The 12,550-nt window shown below is 64.9% G+C and carries 17 protein-coding genes and 1 pseudogene; 6 read left to right on the top strand and 12 right to left on the bottom strand.

Going from position 1 to position 12,550, the window contains the following annotated elements:
• From J0I79_RS32990 to ureC, 4 genes and pseudogenes are all read right to left on the bottom strand, one after another.
• Nucleotides 1-339 (bottom strand): annotated as a pseudogene (locus J0I79_RS32990) (urease accessory protein UreE); the annotation flags it as partial.
• Nucleotides 336-941 (bottom strand): glutathione S-transferase family protein, encoded by a 606-nt coding sequence (locus J0I79_RS32985; protein WP_292869681.1) that lies wholly within the window; start codon nucleotides 939-941, stop codon nucleotides 336-338. The pseudogene J0I79_RS32990 and the gene J0I79_RS32985, both read right to left, overlap by 4 nt.
• A 44-nt stretch (nucleotides 942-985) precedes the next feature.
• The gene (locus tag J0I79_RS32980; protein WP_292869678.1) at nucleotides 986-1,579 is read right to left on the bottom strand and encodes a hypothetical protein; all 594 of its coding nucleotides are present in this window, start codon (nucleotides 1,577-1,579) and stop codon (nucleotides 986-988) included.
• Between the two features lie 98 nt (nucleotides 1,580-1,677).
• Entirely contained in the window at nucleotides 1,678-3,390 is a 1,713-nt protein-coding gene (gene ureC / locus J0I79_RS32975) for an urease subunit alpha (RefSeq protein WP_292869675.1), read from the bottom strand.
• A gap of 167 nt (nucleotides 3,391-3,557) precedes the next feature.
• Here ureC and J0I79_RS32970 point away from each other — a divergent pair, with 167 nt between their 5' ends.
• Entirely contained in the window at nucleotides 3,558-3,938 is a 381-nt protein-coding gene (locus J0I79_RS32970) for a hypothetical protein (RefSeq protein ID WP_292869672.1), read from the top strand.
• A gap of 114 nt (nucleotides 3,939-4,052) precedes the next feature.
• Nucleotides 4,053-4,547 (top strand): hypothetical protein, encoded by a 495-nt coding sequence (locus J0I79_RS32965; RefSeq protein ID WP_292869669.1) that lies wholly within the window; start codon nucleotides 4,053-4,055, stop codon nucleotides 4,545-4,547.
• 71 nt (nucleotides 4,548-4,618) lie between these two features.
• Here J0I79_RS32965 and J0I79_RS32960 read toward each other — a convergent pair whose 3' ends face one another.
• The 5 genes from J0I79_RS32960 to J0I79_RS32940 form a co-directional block, all read right to left on the bottom strand.
• On the bottom strand, nucleotides 4,619-4,924 hold the full coding sequence (locus J0I79_RS32960; RefSeq protein WP_292869666.1) for an urease subunit beta: 306 nt from the start codon (nucleotides 4,922-4,924) through the stop codon (nucleotides 4,619-4,621).
• Nucleotides 4,925-4,930: 6 nt separating this feature from the next.
• Nucleotides 4,931-5,518, bottom strand: coding sequence for a HupE/UreJ family protein (locus J0I79_RS32955; protein WP_292869663.1), 588 nt, complete (start codon nucleotides 5,516-5,518; stop codon nucleotides 4,931-4,933).
• Nucleotides 5,519-5,549: 31 nt separating this feature from the next.
• Nucleotides 5,550-5,804, bottom strand: a complete 255-nt coding sequence (locus tag J0I79_RS32950; RefSeq protein ID WP_292869660.1) for a DUF1272 domain-containing protein — start codon at nucleotides 5,802-5,804, stop codon at nucleotides 5,550-5,552.
• Between the two features lie 10 nt (nucleotides 5,805-5,814).
• The gene (locus J0I79_RS32945) at nucleotides 5,815-6,117 is read right to left on the bottom strand and encodes an urease subunit gamma (protein ID WP_292869658.1); all 303 of its coding nucleotides are present in this window, start codon (nucleotides 6,115-6,117) and stop codon (nucleotides 5,815-5,817) included.
• 67 nt (nucleotides 6,118-6,184) lie between these two features.
• Nucleotides 6,185-7,027 carry an urease accessory protein UreD gene (locus J0I79_RS32940; protein WP_292869656.1) on the bottom strand — a complete coding sequence of 281 codons (843 nt, stop codon included), beginning with the start codon at nucleotides 7,025-7,027 and terminating at the stop codon, nucleotides 6,185-6,187.
• Nucleotides 7,028-7,228: 201 nt separating this feature from the next.
• On the opposite strand from J0I79_RS32940, the gene J0I79_RS32935 reads away from it, so the two are divergent.
• From J0I79_RS32935 to J0I79_RS32925, 3 genes are all read left to right on the top strand, one after another.
• The gene (locus tag J0I79_RS32935) at nucleotides 7,229-7,483 is read left to right on the top strand and encodes an acyl carrier protein (RefSeq protein WP_292869654.1); all 255 of its coding nucleotides are present in this window, start codon (nucleotides 7,229-7,231) and stop codon (nucleotides 7,481-7,483) included.
• Between the two features lie 4 nt (nucleotides 7,484-7,487).
• The gene (locus J0I79_RS32930) at nucleotides 7,488-8,696 is read left to right on the top strand and encodes a beta-ketoacyl-[acyl-carrier-protein] synthase family protein (protein WP_292869652.1); all 1,209 of its coding nucleotides are present in this window, start codon (nucleotides 7,488-7,490) and stop codon (nucleotides 8,694-8,696) included.
• A 172-nt stretch (nucleotides 8,697-8,868) separates the two neighbouring features.
• On the top strand, nucleotides 8,869-9,573 hold the full coding sequence (locus tag J0I79_RS32925; protein ID WP_292869650.1) for a glutathione S-transferase N-terminal domain-containing protein: 705 nt from the start codon (nucleotides 8,869-8,871) through the stop codon (nucleotides 9,571-9,573).
• 47 nt (nucleotides 9,574-9,620) lie between these two features.
• On the opposite strand, the gene J0I79_RS32920 is transcribed toward J0I79_RS32925, so the two are convergent.
• From J0I79_RS32920 to J0I79_RS32910, 3 genes are all read right to left on the bottom strand, one after another.
• Nucleotides 9,621-9,950, bottom strand: a complete 330-nt coding sequence (locus J0I79_RS32920) for a hypothetical protein (RefSeq protein ID WP_292869648.1) — start codon at nucleotides 9,948-9,950, stop codon at nucleotides 9,621-9,623.
• 112 nt (nucleotides 9,951-10,062) lie between these two features.
• The gene (locus J0I79_RS32915) at nucleotides 10,063-10,674 is read right to left on the bottom strand and encodes a nucleoside triphosphate hydrolase (RefSeq protein WP_292869646.1); all 612 of its coding nucleotides are present in this window, start codon (nucleotides 10,672-10,674) and stop codon (nucleotides 10,063-10,065) included.
• A gap of 97 nt (nucleotides 10,675-10,771) precedes the next feature.
• Entirely contained in the window at nucleotides 10,772-11,872 is a 1,101-nt protein-coding gene (locus J0I79_RS32910; RefSeq protein WP_292869644.1) for a hypothetical protein, read from the bottom strand.
• A 208-nt stretch (nucleotides 11,873-12,080) separates the two neighbouring features.
• Here J0I79_RS32910 and J0I79_RS32905 point away from each other — a divergent pair.
• A partial coding sequence (locus J0I79_RS32905) for a serine hydrolase (RefSeq protein WP_366015667.1) occupies nucleotides 12,081-12,550 on the top strand: 470 nt, incomplete at its 3' end.

The raw sequence follows: 12,550 nt of genomic DNA, 5'->3' as shown, positions 1-12,550 counted from the left end.
GGCGGCGAGATGGCGGTTGCCGATATGCCAGGCGAGCTCGGTCAGGTGCACGGCGTCGCGGGCGCGGATGTCATAGATGTCCTCCGGCGCCGCGACGATCTCGATATGGCCGCCATCCTCCAGCACCAGCCGGTCGCCATGGTCGAGCGCAACCGGCTCCGGCAGGTCGACCAGCACCTTGCCGCCATCGGCAAGTTCGATGGCGCGGCGGCGCAAGTGCCGCTCGTCATGGGCGAGCACCGCACGGCCTGACGGCGGGACGGTTCCGGCATTGCCTGCGGGCAGCACAGAGACGGCGCGGGGAAATTTGGTGAAATCGGTGTTGAGGTTGAGCTTCATTTCATCGAGCCTCCGTTTGCCTGTGCCCGCGCGCGGGCAGGGCGCGAAAGCACCCGGTCGAAATAGGCATTGACGCGCCCGGATTCGATCGGGAATTTTCCAGCGCGGGCCCAGCCGCCCATGTCGCCGAGCAGCACGTCGACGGCCGAGAACCGGTCGCCGAGCGCGAAGGGTCTGTCGCCAAGCCGCCGGTCAAGCGCCTTGAGCTCCGAGGCGAAATCATAGGCCGCCGCCGGTCCGACATCGACGCGAACCTCTTTCGGCAGCAGGAAGCGGTGGCGCAGTTTGTTCCACAGCGGCGCCTCGAATTCCGACTGGGCAAAATGCATCCAGGAATCCATCTCGGCACGGCCGGCGACGCCAGGGCTGGCGCCCATGCCCTTGTCCGCGTGCTTGTCGGCCAGATAGACGCAGATCGCGGCCGAATCCGTTATCTTGAGGTCGCCGTCGATCAGGATCGGTACCTTGCCCGACGGGTTGAGCGCATAGGCTTCCGGCGAACGCAGCTTGACCTCGACGAATTCATAGGGTTGCCCGAGTTCCTCGAGCATCCAGAGAACGCGGCTGACCCGGGACCCGCGCGATCCGACGGCCTTGTACATGATTGAGCCTGCCTTTCCCCGGAAGCCTAGAACATTCGCGGCCGTCATACGATGGTGTCGAAGAGCCGCAGGATGAACGATATTTGGTAGATCAGCGTCGCCGCGACGAAGGCGATGTGGAAGCGGCGGTCACGCACCAGGATGGCGGCGATGCAAAGCCCCACGAAGATCGGCGTCCGGTAGAGATATTCGTCGCCGAAGCGGGCGAAATGCTCCGGCCCCTTCAGCAACGTGTCGATCACGTCGAGCAGATAGGTTGCGCCGAGCAGGCCGAAGAACCAGCCGCGGCGCGAGTAAAAATAGTCCTCGTAGCTGGTGTAATCGAGCATCGAGTCCGGGAACAGCAGCGCGCAGAGCAGAAACAGCGTGATGGCGTAGAAAATGATGAACAGGTATTTGCCGAAGGTCCAGGTCTCGATGGCGTAGAGGCCGAACTGCCACCACCAGAAATGCACCAGCATCAGCAGTACTGAGCCGACCCAGGCCAGATGCACGGGATAGAGCCGGTACTGTCCGGGATGCTGGACGGTGCGCGCCAGCCCCGCCAGCAGGCGGGTGACACCCAGACCGATCACCATGCCCATGACGATGCGGATATGCGGAAAGATGTCGTGGGGGGTAGCGATTTCGGTGGCCATGCCCGTTCACAATGCGGCTTTTCGGGATCGCATATTGCGGCGTCGAATCCGCTGCTGCAATGGATTTTACACCGCTCGGCGCGGACGCCGATTCCACGTCAAAACAGAAAATACCGCTGCGCCATCGGCAGCACGGTTGCCGGCTCGCAGGTCAGCAACTCGCCATCGGCGCGAACCTCGTAGGTTTCGGGGTCGACCTCGACATGCGGCGTGGCGTCGTTGAGCACCATCGAGTGCTTGCCGATGCCGCCGCGCGTGTTGTCGACGGCGACGAACTGCTTTTCGACGCCAATCCGCCCGTGAAGCCCGGAGTCCAGCGCGGCTTTCGAAACGAATGTCACGGAGGAATTGGTCCTCGCCTTGCCATAGGCGCCGAACATCGGCCGGTAGTGCATCGGCTGCGGTGTCGGGATCGAGGCATTGGGGTCGCCCATCGGGGCGGCCGCGATCATGCCGCCGATCAGCACCATGTCGGGCTTGATGCCGAAGAAGGCAGGATTCCACAGCACCAGGTCGGCGCGCTTGCCGACCGCGACCGAGCCGATCTCCTTCGACAGCCCATGGGCGATGGCGGGGTTGATGGTGTATTTGGCGATGTAGCGGCGGACGCGGAAATTGTCGTTGTCGCCGGTTTCCTGCGGCAGGGAACCGCGCTGGCGCTTCATCTTGTCGGCGGTCTGCCAGGTGCGGATCGCGACCTCGCCGACCCGGCCCATGGCCTGGCTGTCCGAGGAGATGATCGAGAAGGCGCCGATGTCGTGCAGGATGTCTTCCGCCGCGATGGTCTCCTTGCGGATGCGGCTTTCGGCGAAGGCGATGTCCTCGGGGATCGACGGCGACAGATGGTGGCAGACCATCAGCATGTCGAGATGCTCCGCCAGCGTGTTGACCGTGTACGGCCGCGTCGGGTTGGTCGAGGATGGGATGACGTTGGGCAGTCCGCAGACCTTGATGATGTCGGGGGCATGCCCGCCCCCGGCACCCTCTGTGTGGAAGGCGTGGATGGTGCGGCCCTTGATCGCCGCCACGGTGTTCTCGACAAAGCCGGATTCGTTGAGCGTGTCGGTGTGGATCATCACCTGCACGTCGTGATCGTCGGCGACCGAAAGGCAGCAGTCGATTGCCGCCGGCGTGGTGCCCCAGTCCTCGTGCAGCTTCAGCGAACAGGCGCCGCCGAGCACCATTTCTTCCAGCGCCGCCGGCAGCGAGGCGTTGCCCTTGCCCGACAGGCCGATGTTCATCGGGAAGGCGTCGAAGGACTGGATCATGCGCGCCATGTGCCAGGGACCGGGCGTGCAGGTGGTGGCCAGCGTGCCATGCGCGGGGCCGGTGCCGCCGCCGAGCATGGTGGTGATGCCGCTCATTAGTGCCTCCTCGATCTGCTGCGGGCAGATGAAGTGGATATGCGCATCGAAGCCGCCCGGCGTCAGGATCTTGCCCTCGCCGGCGATGATCTCGGTCCCGGGTCCGATGATGATGGTGACGCCGTCCTGCGTATCGGGATTGCCGGCCTTGCCGATCGCTGCGATGCGGCCGTCGCGAAGACCGATATCGGCCTTGAAGATGCCGGCCGACGCATCGATCACCAATGCGTTGGTGATGACCGTATCCATCGCGCCCTCAGCGCGCGAAACCTGGCTCTGGCCCATGCCGTCGCGAATGACCTTGCCGCCGCCGAACTTGACCTCCTCGCCATGGATGGTGAGGTCCTTCTCGACCTCGATGAAGAGTTCGGTGTCGGCCAGCCGCACCTTGTCGCCCACGGTCGGGCCATACATCTGGGCGTAAGCGGCGCGGGTTATTCTGGCCATCGGCGATTGCTCCCGGGATGCGGTGGGGTTGAGGCGGATCCGCACATTGCCGCCGTCCAATGGTCACGCAATGACCCGCTGGGCGACACCTTGCGGACCCATTTGGCGGGTGAGGTCGGCGGGTCACCCCACAACGACCGTTTGCCAAATCGATGGAAGGAAAATCCATGCGCAAAACGATAGTTCTTACCGCCGCCGCCAGCCTGATGATGGCAGGTGCCGCGTTTGCCCAGCAGCAACAGCCCGCTCCGGCCGCGCCAGCCCCCGGCGCCACGGCCCCGGCTCCCGGCGGTCAGCAGGCGGCGCCGGCGATCCAGAGCGTCAACATCGTCGACATCAGCGAACTGCTGAAGGACACCCAGACGCAGGTCAACCAGGTGGTCGCGCAGCGCGGCGACGCCGGCCTGCAGAAGCTGCGCAGCTCGATCGAATCCACCCCCAAGGTGAAATCCGCCCTTCAGGCCAAGGGAATGACCTCGGCACAGGTGGTCGCGGCCAGCATGGAGCCCAATGGCGCGCTGACCCTTATCACCAAAAAGGCGAGTTAACCAAACGGCGCGGCGGACCGACCTCCGGTCCGCCGGCCTTGCATCAGTGGGAACCCTGTCCGGGCTGGAGTCGTTTCGTTTCCTGAGCATCGAGACAAACCGCGAAGGCGAAATATGTCCATTGTAACCTTGCCCGATGCGCGGTGGCCGCATGCCATTGCCGCGGCTGCTTTTCTGGCGGCGAGCATCCCCCACGCCACATTGAACGCGCAGGGACTTGAAAGTCCTGAGACTGTCGACCGGATCGTCGGTTCGCAGGTCAATGAGCAAGAGGTCAGGACGACCGCCGAAGTCGGCAAGGTCAATTCCGCGATCGAGCGCACGCGCGAGAACATCAGCACGGTGCGCAAGACCTCTAAGCTCGACAGGGTCGACATCGTGTTCCTGACCGATGCCGCGCGCAGCGAAGGCGGCCCGCCGCCGGCTATCGAAAACAAGGTCAGGCAGCATCAGGACGATGTTGCCGAGCTGCGCAAGGAGATCGAGGCCAACGCCTTGCTTTTCAACGCCATCGATTCGCGCCGCGTGCAGACGCAGGATGTTCTGGCCGTGGAATTCGACGATCCCGGCAAGATCGTCATCTATGCGGCCGCCAAGCCGTCCAACTGAGCCGTCGCCTGCTTTCATGCGCGTGCCGCCGGCCGTCGCCCGACTACGCCAGGCATGACGCGCCGCCCGCCTCACAGCTTGCCCATCACCTTCTGTTGAAACCCGTAGACCTCGCGCTTGCCGCCAAGCGGCACCAGCGTGACGTCGCGCTCCTGGCCGGGCTCGAAACGCATGGCGGTGCCGGCGGCGATATCGAGGCGCATGCCGCGTGCCTTTTCGCGGTCGAACCTCAACCCTTCATTGGTTTCGAAGAAATGATAGTGGCTGCCGACCTGGATCGGCCGGTCACCGCTGTTGGCCACCTTCAGGGTAACGGTCGGCAGGCCCTTGTTGAGCTCGATATCGCCCTTGGCCGCGATGATTTCGCCGGGAATCATCTGATGTCACACCACGCCGAAGGCGAGACCGATGCCGATCGCCGCGCAAGCCGCGCCGGCCACGCGGGTCAGGCCGCGGAATTTGAGGCCGAGGCCCAGGCCGGCGGCGATGCCGATGGCATGAAGCAGCGCCGTGGCGACGGCAAAGCCCGCCATGTATTCGAGCCCGCCCGCATTTTCCGGCACTTCGGTGCCATGGGCGTGGCCGTGGAACAGCGCGAACAGGCCGATGATGGCGACGCCGGCCGAAATGGGCAGATCAACCGCGAGCGCCACCAGCAGGCCGAGCGCCACCACGGAGGCGAGGATGCCGGGTTCCACGAAAGGCACCGGCACATGGGCCATGCCGAGGGCGGCGCCTGCCAGCATGACGCCGACAAAGGCCGCCGGCCATGCCCAGATCGCCTTGCCGCCCTTGAGCGCCGCCCACAGGCCGACCGCGACCATGACGGTCATGTGGTCGAGGCCGGAGAGCGGATGCATGAAGCCGGCCGTGAAGGAGGAGGTCGTGCCGACGCCGACATGGGCGTAGGCCGGCATCGCTGCCGCCAGGAGCAGGACGGCCGACAGGCAAAAGCGTTTGGCAGGGATCATCTCATTTCGCCTTTCGTTGATGCGGTTGCTGTCACGCGGCCTTGCGCGGGCCGCAACCCTCGGCCTTGAGCACGCGTTTCGTGGAGGCCGGATATTTTTTCAGCATCGCGGCGGGGCGGATCGGCCGGGCCGAAAAATTGCCGCCGCAGTTCGGGCAGACGCCGCCCAGCACATGGTCAACGCAATCGGCGCAGAAGGTGCATTCGAAAGTGCAGATCAGGGCGTCCGTCGCCTCCGGCGGCAGGTCCTTGTCGCAGCATTCGCAGTTCGGGCGCAGGTCCAGCATCTTGTCCTCCTCAGCGTATCGGTTGGTGCACGGTCACCAGCTTGGTGCCGTCGGGAAAGGTCGCTTCCACCTGCACGTCCTGGATCATCTCGGCGATGCCCTCCATCACCTGCGCGCGGCTCACAACATGGGCTCCCGCCTCCATCAGCTCGGCCACCGGGCGGCCGTCGCGGGCGCCTTCGACGACGAAATCGGTGATCAGCGCGATCGCTTCGGGATGGTTGAGCTTGACGCCGCGCTCCAGCCGCTTGCGCGCCACGATCGCCGCCATGGCGATCAGCAGCTTGTCCTTTTCTCGTGGCGTCAGGTTCATGCGGTTTCCAAGACAGGCAGAATTAAGACAGACAGAATTAAGACAGACAGAATTAAGGCAGACAGAATTACAGTGACCATAATTTGGGCAGTCCCGCCCTTCCATTGAGCAGTCCGACGAGCGGAACCAGCCGCTGGCGCAACTGATAACCATCCTTCGCGTAAAGCCTCGCAAGAAGCTTGCCAGATGTCTGCACGCTCCAGAAGCTGGCGCCGCCCTGGCCTCCGACGATCTCGCGAACCGGATCGAGCTGTGCCTCGGCATCCGGCGACACCAGCAGCAACGTTGCCACCGCGATAGCGCCGCCGGCAGCCGCGGGGTGGGCCAGCGCGGCCGCGATATCGGGCCCGATGCGAAAATCCTCGGCATGGATGAGGCTGCCGTCCAAGCGGATCCGCCAGCGGTCGTGAAAATTGCCTTGGGCCGCCCGTTCTCCCATCGCCAGACGGCCGAACACCGTCGCTTCCAGCACCAGCGCCTCCGCGCCGGCGGCAAGATCGATTTCCAGCGTACGGGCAAAGGCCGCGCGGTCGAAAACGATGGTTTCCTGCGGCAGCCAGGCGATGCGGCCGCCCTCGCCGACCGTCAGCCTCACCCGGACTTCGGCAAGATCGGATGCCGCGCGATAGATCTTTTCGCAGGCCTGGGTGGTTATGACGGCGCCCGCATGCGCGCCGACATCCACCTGCCACGCCAGCCGGTCGCCGCCGGTCAGCCCGCCGGCGGTGTTGATGAGCACGGCTTCCAGCGGATCAGCTGAAACGGCCGGCAACCTTATCTTGGCGGAGCCTTCCTGATAGAGACGCCGCAGCCGCGTGCGACCGTCGAGGCTGGCGCAGCCAAGCCGTGCCAGACCCGCCGCGCGCTGGGCCTGGATCGCCGAAAACCTGGTATATTCGATCGTATCCACGGCTTCAGGTTAAGCACTGCGGTGGGTTTGTCGATATATAGCTTGTTGCTTGATGGCGTTTCCGTTTCTATAGAGGGAGCCAACTTGGTACGGTCAGGCGATGCTTGGCGGGGTTAAAGGGCGATTGTCGCGGCCTGATATCGAGGACAAGAAGGCGCTGTTCAGTCGGCGTCGGGAAACGACAGAGTGGGAAAGAACCGAATGGCTGACCAGCTGGCAACCGAAATCATCGAGAAGATCAAGGCCCATGCCGAGCCGGGCGGTGAGGAAATCACCACCAGCACCGAATTGACGGCGCTCGGCATCCATTCGCTGGAGCTGACCGAGATCATCTTCGACCTCGAGGAGCAGTATGGCATCGAGATCGAGATGAACACGGTCGATGCCTGGAGCAATCTCAAGAACGTCGGCGATATGATCGAGGCCGTTCGCGCACTAATCGCGAAAAAAGCCTGACCGAATGCTGAAACGCGTCGTCATCACCGGCCTTGGCGGGATATGTGGGCTCGGCACCAGCGCGCCGGCGATCTGGGATGAAATGCGCGCCGGCCGCTCGGCGATCGGGCCGATCGAAAATTCTTCCCTGCACGACCTCAAGGTCAAGATCGGCTGCGAGGTCAAGGCGCTGCCGGACCATGGCATCGAGCGCAAGCAGCTGGTGTCGATGGACCGCTTCAGCCTGCTGGCGGCCATCGCCGCCCGTGAAGCCATGCAGCAGTCGGGACTGAAACCGCATGCGGACAACGGCTACCGCATGGGCACCGTCGTCGGCATCGGCGTCTGCGGCTTCGAGACGATCGAGGAGAACTACCGCGCCATCCTGATGGAAGGCAAGAATCGCGCCGGCATCTTTACTGTTCCGAAGGTCATGCCAGGCGCGGCCGCCGGCCAGGTCAGCATGCATCTCGGCCTGCGTGGGCCGGTGTTCGGCGTCACCTCGGCCTGTTCGTCGGCCAACCACGCCATCGCCTCCGCCGTCGACCAGATCAGGCTCGGCCGCGCCGACGTCATGGTCGCAGGCGGCGCCGAGGCGCCGCTGGTGTGGGGCGTGCTCAAGGGCTGGGAGGCGCTGCGCGTGCTGTCGCCCGACACTTGCCGGCCGTTCTCGGCCGATCGCCAGGGCCTCGTGCTCGGCGAAGGCGCCGGCATGGCCGTTCTGGAAAGCTACGACCATGCCATGGCGCGGGGCGCCACCATCCTGGCCGAAATCGCCGGCGCAGGTCTTTCGGCCGACGCCTCGGACATTGTTGCGCCGACCGTCGAGGGACCGGAAGCGGCGATGCGCTTCTGCCTGGCGGACGCCGGGCTCAATCCCGAGGACGTCGACTATCTCAACGCCCATGGCACGGGCACCAAAGCCAACGACCAGATCGAGACCAACGCGATCAAGCGCGTCTTCGGCGAGCATGCGCGTTCCCTGTCGGTCTCCTCGACCAAGTCGATGCATGCCCACTGCCTGGGCGCGTCGGGCGGACTGGAAATGATCGCCTGCGTGATGGCGATTCGCGACGGCATCGTGCCGCCGACCGCGAATTACCGCGAACCCGATCCCGACTGCGATCTCGACGTGACCCCCAATGTCGCGCGCGAGCGCAAGGTGCGCGCCGCGATCAGCAACGGTTTTGCCTTTGGCGGCACCAACGCGGTGCTGGCCTTCAAGGCCATCTGAGTCCCGGGCCTTCGACCTGACGGGGTGGCGGCAAGTCGCCTCCCGATTCGGTTGATAGTGCGTGCATGCGAAACCGTCGCCGCCATATTGATCGGACCGGATTGCCGGCTTAATCCTGTGCGGACCCGCCCTAGTCAGCGCTTTCGCGCAAATCCCGCTCAGGAGTTTTTCGATGGCCGACCTGTCCGCCTTTCCGATCGCCGCTCGCTGGCCGGCCAAGCATCCCGACCGGATTCAGCTCTATTCCTTCCCCACCCCGAACGGGGTGAAGGTTTCGATCGCCCTGGAAGAGGTCGGCCTGCCTTACGAGCCGCATGCCGTAAACATCGGCAAGAACGAGAGCTGGACGCCGGAATTCCTGTCGCTCAATCCCAATGGCAAGATCCCGGCGATCATCGATCCCGACGGTCCGGACGGCAAACCGATCGGCCTGTTCGAATCCGGCGCCATCCTGCTCTATCTCGCCGAGAAGACCGGCCTACTGATGCCGGTCGACGCGGCGCGGCGCTACGAAACGATCCAGTGGGTCTTCTTCCAGATGGCCTCGGTCGGGCCGATGTTCGGCCAGCTCGGCTTTTTCCACAAATTCGCCGGCCGCGAGATCGCCGACAAGCGCCCGCTGGAGCGGTACCGGGACGAATCACGGCGGCTGATCGGCGTGCTGGACGGCAGGCTGAAGGGCCGTAAATGGATCATGGGCAACGACTACACCATCGCCGACATCTCGCTGCTCGGCTGGGTGCGCAACCTGATCGGCTTCTATGAAGCGCGCGAACTCGTCGGTTTCGATGACTTCGCCAATGTCGCGGCATGGCTGGAGCGCGGCCTGGCGCGGCCGGCGGTGCAGAAGGGCCTGACCATTCCGGAAAGAGGCTGAGTCTCGAAGCCGTCCGCGATTGCGGCCGGATGAAGAATGCCGGCCGGCTATTTCGTCTTGGCCTTTCGGCCGCCCTTGCCGATCACCGAGGCCGCGAGCGACGCAGCGCCGCGCGCGGTCGCGACCACGGCACCGGCGGCGATATTGGCGACCGTTCGAATCGCCCCCTGTTTGCCTTGACTCTGCGTGTCTTGAGCCTGTTTTTCCGAAGCCGCTTTGCGCGGAGCGGGCGCCTTTGCCGCCGGCACGACCTTTCTTGGGGCGGCCTTGCCGAAACTGGGTTTGGCGTCCTTCGCGCGCTCGGCGCCGGCTTTCGCCTGCGCTTCCCTCACGCTCCTCGCCTTGGCGGCCACGGGTTTTCTTGCCTTGAGCGCCATCGGAAATCCCTTACGCCGAACAATGGGGTTCCCGGCCATATCCGCGCGAAAATCTTAAGGTTCCCGCCGAAAAATACCGAAAATTAAGCACGTTAACCCTGGTTAATCGGGGTTAACCAATGACCAGATCGGCCGCCCGGCGCCGCGCCAGCACGCGCTCTATGTTGGGCATGTCGTTGGAGGCGATCCAGGCGCGCGCATCCTCGTCGGAGCGGCCATGGCCGTGCCAGCGCTCCACCAGGCGGCGCTCGAGCTCGTTGCGCGGCACCTCGACGAAGATCGAGAAATCGAACAGCGGCGCCAGCCGCGACCAAGGCTCCTCGTCGAGCAGGAGGTAGTTGCCTTCGACCAGGATGAATTTTGTCTCCGTGCCGACGATCGCCGCCGCGGCGCGGGACAATTCCATGTTGCGGTCGAAGACCGGAATGGCGATGTCGGGTTCGCCCGCCCGGATACGCTTCAGAAGCGCCTCGAAACCGGCGAAGTCGAACGTTTCCGGCGCGCCCTTGCGCGCCCGCAGGCCGCGCCGGTTGAGCACGATGTCGTCATAATGGAAACCATCCATGGGCACGACTTCCGCCGCGCCTTCCGGCAGGAGGTCGTGCAGGCCGGCCGACAATGTCGACTTGCCCGCTGCCGGCGGCCCGGCGATGGCGACGATGAATCGCTTCGCCTTGCCGGCGCGCTTGAAGATGGTGGCGGCGAGATGGGCGATTTCCGACATTGGGGCCTCACTTGCCTTGATGAATGGCGGCACGATCCGTGCCGCATCTTGTCGGCTGTTCACGGAAATTTCAAATCGGGAATTCGTGTCGCCCGCCTCAGGCCGCCGCCGGCCGGCCGAGCCGCAGGAAATCGCTGTCGAAGGGAACCTCCCGTGCGACAGCGCCAGACATGAGCCGCATCTGGCCGTTGGCGGTGGTGATCTCCCGTGGCGGTTCGCCGCCCGATGCCGGCAGCGCGCCGATGACATGGCGGAACGAGACGCTGCGCCCTTCCGAAAGCGCGAAGGCGGTCGCCACGCCCTCGCGCTTCAGCCAGTTGTCGCCGAGCGAAGCCGCGTGGCCGACGGCGGCGCGGCCGTCCTCGATGCCGAGCACGCCCAGATGACGGCTGCTCCAGGGGGCGTAATCGCGCCCGCCATTGCTGAGCCACAGCATGGTGACCGGCAGTTCCGCCGGGTTCTTCAGCACCAGCACCAGATCGTCCTCGGCCTGGCGCGCGAGCGCGGTCCAGCCTGGTCCGCCGTGGTCGGCCTCGACCAGGGTCAGGAAATCCTCGCGCCGGTCATCCATGCGGTATTCCCCGAGGTCGGCCGTCCCGCCGCCGGCGGTGGGAAACTGGCCGAGGTCGGCCGAGCGCGCCGGATAGGCGAGCATGAAGCGGCCGCGCGCCGGATCCGGTTCCAGCGGATCGGCCGGGGTCACGGCGAAGCGCTTCGGCGAAAAGGCCAGCCTGCCGCCGCCCGTCATCGCCGTCATCGGATGGTGGGCAACCGAAATCGCACCGGAGCCGCCGGAAAACACATGCTCCTGGTAGAGGAAGGGGTGGCCGTCGCGCAGGGTGAAGATCTTGTCGACGCTGGCGCCCATCACCTTGTGCCGCAGCCGGAAGACCGCGCGCCAGCCGCCTTCCGTCGCATCGTTCTGCGTGACATCCCAGGCGCTGTTGGCCGGCCAGCCATGCAGCGGCGCCTCCTCGACATCGGCGCGCGAAAACGGCGCGCAGAGAAAGTCGCCGGAGAGCCGGACCGTGCCTTGCGGCAGGTCCTTGGGCAGCGCCTCGCCTGCATCGACCCAGGGCGCGCGGTGCAGCGGCTTCAACTGCCTTGCGCCGCCTTCGACGGTCATGTCGGCGATGTGGCCGACAGTGAGGTCCAGCGAAACAGAAATGCCCTTGGCCTTGATCGTGACGGTATCCATAGCGCTCTCATCCGAATCTGAAGCCGCAAACAGAACCCTTTCGGCGCGCCTTGCGCAAGCGCCCGAACCGGCATTTCGCATCGGTTTGCCCCCGCGTGGCCATCGACAATCCCCGGGCTGTCGGCCATTAACCAAATGGACGCATCAGTTGCGTTACGTTAGCTTCGCCGCATCTCAAGCAACCGCCGACCCAAGAACAGCCTCGCCCTTGTCTTTCCCGCGCCTCTTTCCGCTTTTCCAGAAAATCCTGGTCGCCCTGGCCCTGACGGCCCTAGTCGCCGGCTGCACCACCACGACCCCGCCCGATTCCGTGCTGGCGGTGCCCGCGCCGCCGCAGAAATACGCGGCGATCGTCGTCGACGGAAAGACCGGCAAGCAGCTGTTCGAGGTCAATTCGACGGCGCAGCGCTATCCGGCCTCGCTGACCAAGATGAGGACGCTCTATTTGCTGTTCGAGGCGATGGAATCGGGCCGCGTCACCAAGCAGACGCAGATCCCGGTGTCGGACCACGCCGCCTCGCAGCCGCCGACCAAGATGCGCTTCCGCCGCGGCGAGTCGATCGACGTCGATTCCGCCATCCGCGCCATTGTCGTCAAATCGGCCAATGACGTGGCGGTGGCGGGCGGCGAAGATCTCGTCGGGTCGGAAGACCAGTTCGCCGCCATGATGACTGCGAA

The organism is Mesorhizobium sp. (assembly GCF_017306585.1).
Classification (GTDB): domain Bacteria; phylum Pseudomonadota; class Alphaproteobacteria; order Rhizobiales; family Rhizobiaceae; genus Mesorhizobium.
This window is presented reverse-complemented; position numbering and strand designations above follow the sequence as displayed.

Excerpts from the sequence above, each read along its gene's own strand:
- J0I79_RS32985 (WP_292869681.1), bottom strand. The coding sequence starts at position 941 with ATGTACAAGGCCGTCGGATCGCGCGGGTCCCGGGTCAGCCGCGTTCTC.
- J0I79_RS32980 (WP_292869678.1), bottom strand. The coding sequence starts at position 1,579 with ATGGCCACCGAAATCGCTACCCCCCACGACATCTTTCCGCATATCCGC.
- ureC (WP_292869675.1), bottom strand. The coding sequence starts at position 3,390 with ATGGCCAGAATAACCCGCGCCGCTTACGCCCAGATGTATGGCCCGACC.
- J0I79_RS32970 (WP_292869672.1), top strand. The coding sequence starts at position 3,558 with ATGCGCAAAACGATAGTTCTTACCGCCGCCGCCAGCCTGATGATGGCA.
- J0I79_RS32965 (WP_292869669.1), top strand. The coding sequence starts at position 4,053 with ATGTCCATTGTAACCTTGCCCGATGCGCGGTGGCCGCATGCCATTGCC.
- J0I79_RS32960 (WP_292869666.1), bottom strand. The coding sequence starts at position 4,924 with ATGATTCCCGGCGAAATCATCGCGGCCAAGGGCGATATCGAGCTCAAC.
- J0I79_RS32955 (WP_292869663.1), bottom strand. The coding sequence starts at position 5,518 with ATGATCCCTGCCAAACGCTTTTGCCTGTCGGCCGTCCTGCTCCTGGCG.
- J0I79_RS32950 (WP_292869660.1), bottom strand. The coding sequence starts at position 5,804 with ATGCTGGACCTGCGCCCGAACTGCGAATGCTGCGACAAGGACCTGCCG.
- J0I79_RS32945 (WP_292869658.1), bottom strand. The coding sequence starts at position 6,117 with ATGAACCTGACGCCACGAGAAAAGGACAAGCTGCTGATCGCCATGGCG.
- J0I79_RS32935 (WP_292869654.1), top strand. The coding sequence starts at position 7,229 with ATGGCTGACCAGCTGGCAACCGAAATCATCGAGAAGATCAAGGCCCAT.
- J0I79_RS32930 (WP_292869652.1), top strand. The coding sequence starts at position 7,488 with ATGCTGAAACGCGTCGTCATCACCGGCCTTGGCGGGATATGTGGGCTC.
- J0I79_RS32925 (WP_292869650.1), top strand. The coding sequence starts at position 8,869 with ATGGCCGACCTGTCCGCCTTTCCGATCGCCGCTCGCTGGCCGGCCAAG.
- J0I79_RS32920 (WP_292869648.1), bottom strand. The coding sequence starts at position 9,950 with ATGGCGCTCAAGGCAAGAAAACCCGTGGCCGCCAAGGCGAGGAGCGTG.
- J0I79_RS32915 (WP_292869646.1), bottom strand. The coding sequence starts at position 10,674 with ATGTCGGAAATCGCCCATCTCGCCGCCACCATCTTCAAGCGCGCCGGC.
- J0I79_RS32910 (WP_292869644.1), bottom strand. The coding sequence starts at position 11,872 with ATGGATACCGTCACGATCAAGGCCAAGGGCATTTCTGTTTCGCTGGAC.